Raw genomic sequence first — 6404 nt, forward strand, 5'->3', positions numbered from 1 at the left:
GTATAGGTATTTAGACAAGGCGCTATAGGGTTGCCTCAGTAAGTCGGTTGCAGAAATTACATTTTATGTAAATCATCTGACGGACTAGAGCAGCAACCCTGTGACTAGGCCTTTAGGTCTAACTGGTTGGGTATTAGCTAAAAAACTTGAAATATTAGAATCTAATTAAGTTAATAGTGATCTTACATGCACTTCCAATAATGAGACGTTATGTATACTAGATTTGTATAACGTATTCATGTGTTTTTAATAAGTCACCTTGAATCTAAGTACATTTCTTTAACAAGTGCATAGAATAATTTTGTAAAAACGTGAAAGGATTGGGGAAAATGCACTATAATCTTTATATATATCCATATCAATATCTTTATTATGTTAATGTACCAATACCAATGTATAACTATGGAAGACAGTCTGTTTATTGTACTTTTCCTAATGAGATAGAGCATGCAAACAGATTTGATTCTTTTCACCCTTCCAACGGTGATAGAAGAATTTCGTTAACAGATTATGGACCAAAACCATTTGTTGTTAATATCAATGAAGCAACTAAACAAAACAATACCTATCGTACTGCTTTATGGACAGGAACACATTTACAAGTTACTTTAATGAGTCTCAATGTTGGCGAAGATATTGGTTTAGAAATGCATTCAAACGTTGATCAATTCTTACGTATTGAACAAGGCCAAGGGATTGTTCAAATGGGCAAAAGTAAAGATAATTTAAACTTTAAAAGAAATGTCTATGATGATTTTGCAATAATGATACCAGCTGGAACATGGCATAATCTAACCAATACAGGTAATATTCCTCTAAAACTTTACTCGATATATGCTCCTCCTAATCATCCATTTGGTACTGTACATGTAACAAAAGCTGATGCCATAAGCTGAATTAAACTATTAGGGGTAGCATCAGGATTATGCGGATTTACAACGTTAAGACAAAAAACCTTGTATCAATAGAGTACACTCTATTGATATATAATTGTACTTGAAAAATCACGTCTCTTACTGACCTTAAATTCAAAAAATCTAAACAATCTGCTTTTAATCGGTTTACGATGACATTACCAACCATAAGCATCCCCAGCTGTCCTTCTCCTTCAGCTTCTGCTCTCATCATCCTTGCCATCAGTGCAACATCACTTTCGGTATATTTCACTCGTTACACCTTTATCACTCCTTTTATTGAATTATATGAACAGTGCTCAACAAAAATACGTTGTTGTCGATTCCTAATGAACCTGTTTAAATATGAAAAAATCAGGGAAACATATGAATGATAAATGAAGGAGGAATGCAATTATGGCATCAACACCATATGACCCATTTAGACAATTGGTAAATATGCGAAGAGATTTTGACCGTATCTTTTCTGAATTACCGTTTGATTTTGGAGGGGATAAAAATCACTTTGGAAACATTAAGGTAGATGTTTATGAAACTGAAAATGAAGTTGTGGCAACATGTGATATACCTGGACTTGAAAAAAGCGAAGACGTGAACATTGATATTGAAAATAATGTATTAACCATTAGTGGTTCTATGAATAAAACAAATGAAACAAAAGAAAAGAATATGTATAGAAAAGAACGTTACACAGGCAGTTTCCAACGAGTTATAACACTTCCTAGTCCTGTAACTATTGAAGGTGTATCTGCGACATACAAAAACGGTGTGTTAGAAGTAAAAATGCCAAAAACAACACCAAATAATAAAAAGAAAATTGATGTGGATTTTCATTAAAAATGGGCGATTTATATCAAGTGATGAAAGAATTCGAAAGGGACTATTTAGAGGAAATATCTAATATACAGCCAGAATTAGTGGACCTGCTTATACTAACTTGTCATTCTTCAGAAATTAAAAAAAAAGCTATATTAGATGAACTTACTCATAACATTAAATTATCATATATGAAAAATAATATGAATAATCTTTCGATTAGCAATCGCTGAATAAGGACTGTCGAATACGACAGTCCTGTTATTAAGGGTAGCATCAGGATTATGCGGATTTACAACGTTAAGACAAAAAACCTTGTATCAATAGGGTCTACTCTATTGATATGGAATCAATAATACGTAAAATAAGAGTTTTGAATGTATCATATGACTTGTCTCAAAACCCTTATCGTTGTTAAGTTAGCCTTTTTTTCTTCTCAGAATTGCTTAACGTTGTAAATCCGCATTTTCGGGACTGTACCCCTATTAGAAATAGTAAAAAGAATCTTCAATTTAAGATCCTTTTTTTATGCCGATAACGAGAATTATGTGAACATGAAAGTCCCCCAGTCAAACAATCTGTGAACATGAAAGTCCCCCAGTCAAACAATCTGGAGGACTTTTTTTATGGTTTGTTCTTGTCTTTTGGTCTTACATTTGCTTTTTGGCTAGAGTGCTGGCTCGTCGTGTGGGGGCGAAACCCCACGTATTACGTATCTATTTTTTGAATAAGGACTATTTTGGAACGAATGATCTAAGCGGTTCGGCTCGTATACTTGCTTGTCCAAGTCGAGAACCATTGTTTTGCTTTTTGTCTGTCGGCTTGGCGAGAAAAGCACACGAGCCGAAAAAACTTCTGCAAGGATGGAGCAAAGCGGAAAAGGTGGAGATTTTTTGAGTGTTTTTCTCAAAAAATACTACCTGTTCCTTGTAGAAGTTTTAGCTCTTAAGGAAAAAAAGAAAAAAAGACCAACTAAAAGTTGGTCTTTTTTAAAATATCAAAGGGGCTAAATAGCCCCTTTGATATTAGAAGAGAGGAAACGTGCATAAAAAGTGGGATAAACCCAGTTATATCAACGGATTTCACGTTTTTGCTTGTGTTCATATTTGATAGCAATTGTGTTCATTTTTGAAGATGTCTGTATTCTTTTTGTGAACACAATTGTATTTTTTATATAAGTATGTTAGTGTTCTTATAAAGAGTTATTTGGTGTTCAGGTATGAATACACATTGAATATATATTAAATACATATTGGGGGATATTTCATGGAAAAACATGCCGAGAATTTAGAATATCATGCAGAAACTCAAACATTAGTTGGTCAAAAGAAACGAGAATTAGTAGACACTGAAACTGGAGAAGTTATTCATGTAGACCAAATAACCAAAAGAGTATATGGAACTAAGAATTTTTGGAAGATGTACTTAATGGATTTCTTAACAGTTCTAGGAATCATAGACAACAAACAACTAGATGTTTTTATATACATAGCGGAAAATACAAACCAATCTAACAATCTTTTTATAGGTACATATAGAAGTATCTCAAAAGATGTTGGTGTCGGTGTAAGTACAGTGACACGTATTATGAAAAAACTACAAGAAAGTAATTTTATCAAGAAAAAACAAAATGGCGTTTATATCGTAAATCCTAACATCATGATGAAAGGGAACGATACAAAACGACAAATATTATTAAGTTATTACGAAGAAGATAAGCCTTTAAATTCTATCGACGTATTAAGAGGGAAACAAAAGGCTCTTCCAGAACAAGAAACAACAAAAAACGAATCAAAAAAATTAGGATTGGAGACGAAAAACAATGATTGAGGGCGTTGAATTAAATATTTATTTAGATGACGATACAATATCATTTAGTCTATCTCCTGTACAAACAGAAGTTATATTTAAAGCATTGGGACTACAATTTGATGCAAAGACACAAACATTAAGTTCATTTAGTGACAACAGTTTACAAAAACATGTTCTTCCTAAAATTAATTTTGTACCTAAATAAAAAGCATTACATCCATTGATGTAATGCTTTTTATTTATCCTCATATTCATGAAGTTCAATCACATTTTCTGAATCACCAATAATACGAGCATATTCTAAACCACCATCTACTCCCACTGATCCGCATGAACAATACTTAAAATCATGAGTAAATTTAGATTCAATTACGTCACCACATTTTCGGCATTGAATTGCATTTCTCCTTAGCTTTTTCATTCATAATCCTCCTATCAAAGTTCTCGTTCATTTCCACGTTCTTTTCTTTGTTGCTTTTGTTCAGTCGCAAGAAACTTTGATGCTGATTCATATCCTTTTTTCTCATTTTCATTCAATGCTTTTTCCGAATACCTAAGAGAACTAAATCTATTTATAGATCCATTTACTTTTCTCTTACAAAAACCAATTATTTCATGAAATCTCGGAATTTCTTTCGGAATAAACTTCTCATAAAATTTATTCATTTCATCAAATAATTTTGCTAGACGTTCATATTTGCCCTTATATGGCTTTAACCCTTCATTTTCTTTTTCTAAACGCTTCACTGTTGTATGTAAATCTGTATTATTCGCTTGTAACGCTTCATTCTTACGATGTAACGTCATATTTTCGCGTTTAAAGGCTTCTGATGCCTTTGCCTTAGTTTTGAGTTCCTCAAAGTCTTCTACGCTCATTTCAACAGTTTTAGAGCGTAAAATACCACCTTTATGTTTAACTTCCATCTTATCAACTTTATTTGTTGATTTCACTGCGTTTTGTAATTGATTTAAACGAGATTCTAATTGTTCCATTTGTTTATTTACTACTTCTTTTTTCTGTAGACATTGTCCGATTTCAGTTTCTAGTGCTTTTATCTCTTCTTTTGCGGTCATTGCCTTGAATTTTCGCATTTCTACATGCTTTTTATCACTTGATACACCACGTTCCAAATAAAAGCCCTTTTCTACCATGTGAGCATAAAAATCATCCTGGAGTGAAACCAATTCTTTTCGGTTAAAAATTTGTTTGGCTGATAACTTATTTTCTTCCGTTACTGGAACCATACCAACGTGCATATGAGGTGTTTTCTCATCCAAATGTACCGCTGCATGCACAATATTACGTTCACCATATCTATCTTTTAAAAAACTATACGCTTCTTTAAAAAATACTTTTTGTTGAGCTGGATCAACCATATCTAATACATCAAAAAATTCTCTATCACTTGTAACAACAAATTCGCACATCACAACCGCATCTTTTCGAATCGCTCGATTGGTCTCTACATTCTGTTCAATTTTGTCTTTCACTGTTTTCAAATAATCAATGTGGCCATCATTATGTAAATCATAATTTAGATGTGTTCGCTCCGATTCAATATCATGATTTGTGTGACTCTCTTTTTCTCGCTGATTATGAATCTGAATTCCCTTCACATCTCGCATTTTAAATTTCTGCATTCGGCAAATTGCATAACTCATTTTTTCGCCTCTTTTCCATAGGTTCTACGTCCTTATCAGTCCCTAGAACCATATAAAGTATATATACTTCTCTACTGTTTTTCGGTGGACTTCCATGTAAAGTATAGCACACTATACTTTACTATCGTAAAGGTGTGCCCTGCGGGGCTATTCGGCAAGCCGAATCAAACCTCGGACTTTGTCCGAACCTACAAGGGGAACTCTTCCCCTTGACCCCCTCAATCGAACTCCCCAACCCCCTCAATCCTTGAGGGGCTCCCTCGCCGGTTGGCAAGAACAAACAGTAGTTTGTTCAGTGCCGAGAGGGTTCGGGTATAGTCCAGTTGGTCAAGTCAAATACTCCCTTCGCTTCGCTAGGTCCGTTTTGATTGACCAACACACGCAACGACCTCTATTGATCGTCTTCATTTTCCTCTCGTTTTTTTCACCGCATATTCATATAATCGTTCATTAAACCCTTTATCTATCTTTAAAAATTGCTTCTCAGGATTATAACGTTCCTCTACTTCTTTCATTAGCAATACTTCTGGTTCCGGCATCTCATATTTTCCTTCAACAATAATTGGTCGAGCTGGTTGTATTTTCACTTGTAACGAAGTTAATTTACAAAACTGTGGTACAGAAAGTTCTCTCATCTTTGCTAACATTTCTAACTTCTCATATTGTTCTTCATTCACTGTAAACTTGACTTGAATCGTTTTCTCTTTGTCCATTTTAGTACCTCCACAATGTACTTTTTAGTACATATAATTGTACCATTACGTACCATAAAACCCAAGTATTACAGAAGTAGAAATTTAAGTTTTTACTTCTGTAATAGGGGTACCGCCAGCATTTCGGAAAAAATCTACGCTAAGAACATGCGAGATTTTATACAGTTTTTTGGCTAATAATCTAGTAACAAACGAGAACCCGAAAACCCACGCCAGGATAGGAATGTATAAAATGATGCATAGAATAATACAAAAAGAAAACGTACAACCCCAATTGTATCAAAGGTTTGTACGTTTTCTTTGCTACCGAATGTTGTTGGTTACCATCTAAAATTCCTTGTTCCATATTCGTTTCAGAACCATAGGTCCTAAAATCACTCTCAATCCTTACTTCTTTATTAAAACAAGTATAAAATGATTCCTACTTCAAATACTAAAAAAAAAACTATTGAAGGATATGTTTCAAATGACACTCCATCTAAATAAA

The 6404-nt window shown here is 33.7% G+C and carries 7 protein-coding genes and 1 pseudogene; 4 read left to right on the forward strand and 4 right to left on the reverse strand.

Going from position 1 to position 6404, the window contains the following annotated elements; translation table 11 throughout:
- The first annotated feature begins 329 nt into the window (after positions 1-329).
- A complete protein-coding gene (locus tag ACTFRN_RS27875; protein WP_048557827.1) occupies positions 330-896 on the forward strand; it encodes a cupin domain-containing protein in 567 nt (188 codons plus the stop codon).
- 94 nt (positions 897-990) lie between these two features.
- Here ACTFRN_RS27875 and ACTFRN_RS27880 read toward each other — a convergent pair.
- Positions 991-1137, reverse strand: a pseudogene (locus ACTFRN_RS27880) (cell wall hydrolase); the annotation flags it as partial.
- Between the two features lie 173 nt (positions 1138-1310).
- On the opposite strand from ACTFRN_RS27880, the gene ACTFRN_RS27885 reads away from it, so the two are divergent.
- The 3 genes from ACTFRN_RS27885 (at position 1311) to ACTFRN_RS27895 (ending at position 3747) form a co-directional block, all read left to right on the forward strand.
- Positions 1311-1751 carry an Hsp20/alpha crystallin family protein gene (locus ACTFRN_RS27885; RefSeq protein ID WP_000168945.1) on the forward strand — a complete coding sequence of 147 codons (441 nt, stop codon included), beginning with the start codon at positions 1311-1313 and terminating at the stop codon, positions 1749-1751.
- 1245 nt (positions 1752-2996) lie between these two features.
- The gene (locus ACTFRN_RS27890) at positions 2997-3560 is read left to right on the forward strand and encodes a replication/maintenance protein RepL (protein WP_012552730.1); all 564 of its coding nucleotides are present in this window, start codon (positions 2997-2999) and stop codon (positions 3558-3560) included.
- The gene (locus ACTFRN_RS27895; protein ID WP_012552733.1) at positions 3553-3747 is read left to right on the forward strand and encodes a hypothetical protein; all 195 of its coding nucleotides are present in this window, start codon (positions 3553-3555) and stop codon (positions 3745-3747) included. Before ACTFRN_RS27890 ends, ACTFRN_RS27895 begins: the two co-directional genes overlap by 8 nt.
- 30 nt (positions 3748-3777) lie before the next feature.
- Here ACTFRN_RS27895 and ACTFRN_RS27900 read toward each other — a convergent pair whose 3' ends face one another.
- From ACTFRN_RS27900 to ACTFRN_RS27910, 3 genes are all read right to left on the reverse strand, one after another.
- Positions 3778-3963 (reverse strand): DUF7695 domain-containing protein, encoded by a 186-nt coding sequence (locus ACTFRN_RS27900; protein WP_012552728.1) that lies wholly within the window; start codon positions 3961-3963, stop codon positions 3778-3780.
- Positions 3964-3977: 14 nt separating this feature from the next.
- Positions 3978-5204, reverse strand: coding sequence for a MobV family relaxase (gene mobV / locus ACTFRN_RS27905; protein ID WP_440038753.1), 1227 nt, complete (start codon positions 5202-5204; stop codon positions 3978-3980).
- A gap of 404 nt (positions 5205-5608) precedes the next feature.
- The gene (locus ACTFRN_RS27910; RefSeq protein WP_080349474.1) at positions 5609-5917 is read right to left on the reverse strand and encodes a hypothetical protein; all 309 of its coding nucleotides are present in this window, start codon (positions 5915-5917) and stop codon (positions 5609-5611) included.
- Between the last annotated feature and the right edge of the window lie 487 nt (positions 5918-6404).

This window comes from Bacillus cereus group sp. MYBK245-2 (assembly GCF_051916145.1).
In the GTDB taxonomy this organism is placed as follows: Bacteria; Bacillota; Bacilli; order Bacillales; family Bacillaceae_G; genus Bacillus_A; species Bacillus_A pacificus.

Coding starts and splice junctions, on each gene's coding strand:
- ACTFRN_RS27895 (WP_012552733.1), top strand. CDS start 3,553: ATGATTGAGGGCGTTGAATTAAATATTTATTTAGATGACGATACAATA.
- mobV (WP_440038753.1), bottom strand. CDS start 5,204: ATGAGTTATGCAATTTGCCGAATGCAGAAATTTAAAATGCGAGATGTG.
- ACTFRN_RS27885 (WP_000168945.1), top strand. CDS start 1,311: ATGGCATCAACACCATATGACCCATTTAGACAATTGGTAAATATGCGA.
- ACTFRN_RS27910 (WP_080349474.1), bottom strand. CDS start 5,917: ATGGACAAAGAGAAAACGATTCAAGTCAAGTTTACAGTGAATGAAGAA.
- ACTFRN_RS27900 (WP_012552728.1), bottom strand. CDS start 3,963: ATGAAAAAGCTAAGGAGAAATGCAATTCAATGCCGAAAATGTGGTGAC.
- ACTFRN_RS27890 (WP_012552730.1), top strand. CDS start 2,997: ATGGAAAAACATGCCGAGAATTTAGAATATCATGCAGAAACTCAAACA.
- ACTFRN_RS27875 (WP_048557827.1), top strand. CDS start 330: ATGCACTATAATCTTTATATATATCCATATCAATATCTTTATTATGTT.